A 1,705-nucleotide genomic window follows, 5' to 3' on the forward strand; every position below is an offset into this window, starting at 1 on the left:
TAAAAAGAATATTTTCTTCATAATTGTGGTTTTTATTTAAAGATTTCCTCTGCGCTTTGTTTTCTTCTTTCCATTTTTATAATACTCTTTATGTATATTTCCTTTCCAATCTATCTCTTCCCAGTATCCGTACTTTTTATTTTTCTTATAATAGCCTTGTTTAGTAAAATTAGAGTTATCTGTTTCATAGTAATAACCATCTAAATAATTATTAGAATAAGTTTCTATTTTTTTTAACACTGGATCATCACTATATTTTAGCAAATAAGTTCTCCACTCTCCATTTTTATTACTATTTAGTTTACTTCCTATGACTAAAACATGAGTCTTATTATCCTCATAGTAGAAATCTCCATTTTTTAATTGGTTTATTTCTTCTATATTACTTAAATGAATTCTATCTTCTGTAAGATATTTAGTAGAATAAATAATATCTCTATCAGAAATGGTACCACATTCGGATAAAGATGTTCTATAAAAATTATCATAAGTATCTTTTGTTATAATATTCTTATCTTTAATAAGAGTAATATTTTTATCAGAATTAATAAAATCATTTAATAAAATTGTTTTAGGAGAGTAATCATTTAAAATAATTTCTATATAACTATCTCTTCTAATACAAGTTGTATCCAAATATATATAAAAATTATGATCCATATCAGAAGAAGTAAAACTACATAAAGTACTATCTAATAGTATTTTTATAGCAGCTTTATAATATCTATCTTTTGGCAATCCTTCAATCTTTCCTTTATATTCCTTAAAGTTTCTTGTGTCTTCAGAATAATCCTTTTTCAAGCTAACAGGCGGATAAACTAAAGGAATTAATTTTGAATTACAAGATATAAAAAGAAATAATATTAATATATAGTAAGTTTTTTTCATATTTTTACAGAATAATATTCTTTAATTGAGGTGTCAAGTTAATAGCATATTAACAGAGATTGGAAAATAGGTTCTCTTTCAATCAATCTTTTTATTAGATTGTTAAAGTGTTAGGATATACGGACTTATTCATTGAAAAAAAATGTCAATAATTTTATCATCTATTTGTATTTCTATAGGATATAACTCTTTTGTCTTTCCGCCCTGTTTGTATAAAATCAATGTCCAAGGATTGTCTTTGGATACCTGAATTATTTTTTCTCCTATTTTTAAGATTTCGCCTATTTTTATGTTTATTGTATCTATTCTTTTTTCTAATGCAAGATCGCTTGCCATTGTCATATAAAAAGTAGCATCGTCTACCGTTGTATAGAAATCATCATCTTTTGACACATTCTTTAGGCTATCAAGGTAAAATAAGGTTGGTTCCACAAAGATAACATAATTCTTATCCTTTATTTCCCTTGTAATCCTCTCATCGGTTATTTCTTGTACATAATCTGCTTCCTCAATGGTATCTATATCATTTTCAATATAGTTGTTTTCTTGGGTGTTGTTATTGTTACAAGAAAACAACAATAAACACGCTGAAATAAAATAATAAATCTTTACCATCTGAATATTTTAAAATTAATATCATCAATGATGTACCTGTCTTTCTTTTTAGCAACTTTTAATTGTATGCTATCATATCTGTTATCATAAAAGTTAAAAAGATACACATTATATCTTTTTGAATTTATCTTCTTTACTTTAAGAGAGTCTAACCATTCTAGGTTGGTATCTTGGGCATTTACAATAAAATCCATATCTCTAT

Annotated in this window: 2 protein-coding genes and 1 pseudogene; all 3 read right to left on the minus strand. The window is 25.2% G+C overall.

The window, feature by feature from the left end:
* Window positions 1-36: 36 nt before the first annotated feature.
* Complete coding sequence (locus HMPREF9075_RS01305) at window positions 37-888, minus strand: hypothetical protein (protein WP_009414791.1); 852 nt, start codon at window positions 886-888, stop codon at window positions 37-39.
* 129 nt (window positions 889-1,017) lie between these two features.
* Window positions 1,018-1,503 carry a hypothetical protein gene (locus tag HMPREF9075_RS01310; RefSeq protein WP_009414792.1) on the minus strand — a complete coding sequence of 162 codons (486 nt, stop codon included), beginning with the start codon at window positions 1,501-1,503 and terminating at the stop codon, window positions 1,018-1,020.
* A pseudogene (locus HMPREF9075_RS13680) lies at window positions 1,497-1,705 on the minus strand (DUF3828 domain-containing protein); the annotation flags it as partial. The gene HMPREF9075_RS01310 and the pseudogene HMPREF9075_RS13680, both read right to left, overlap by 7 nt.

The organism is Capnocytophaga sp. oral taxon 332 str. F0381 (assembly GCF_000318275.2).
In the GTDB taxonomy this organism is placed as follows: domain Bacteria; phylum Bacteroidota; class Bacteroidia; order Flavobacteriales; family Flavobacteriaceae; genus Capnocytophaga; species Capnocytophaga bilenii.

Excerpts from the sequence above, each read along its gene's own strand:
- HMPREF9075_RS01305 (WP_009414791.1), bottom strand. The coding sequence starts at position 888 with ATGAAAAAAACTTACTATATATTAATATTATTTCTTTTTATATCTTGT.
- HMPREF9075_RS01310 (WP_009414792.1), bottom strand. The coding sequence starts at position 1,503 with ATGGTAAAGATTTATTATTTTATTTCAGCGTGTTTATTGTTGTTTTCT.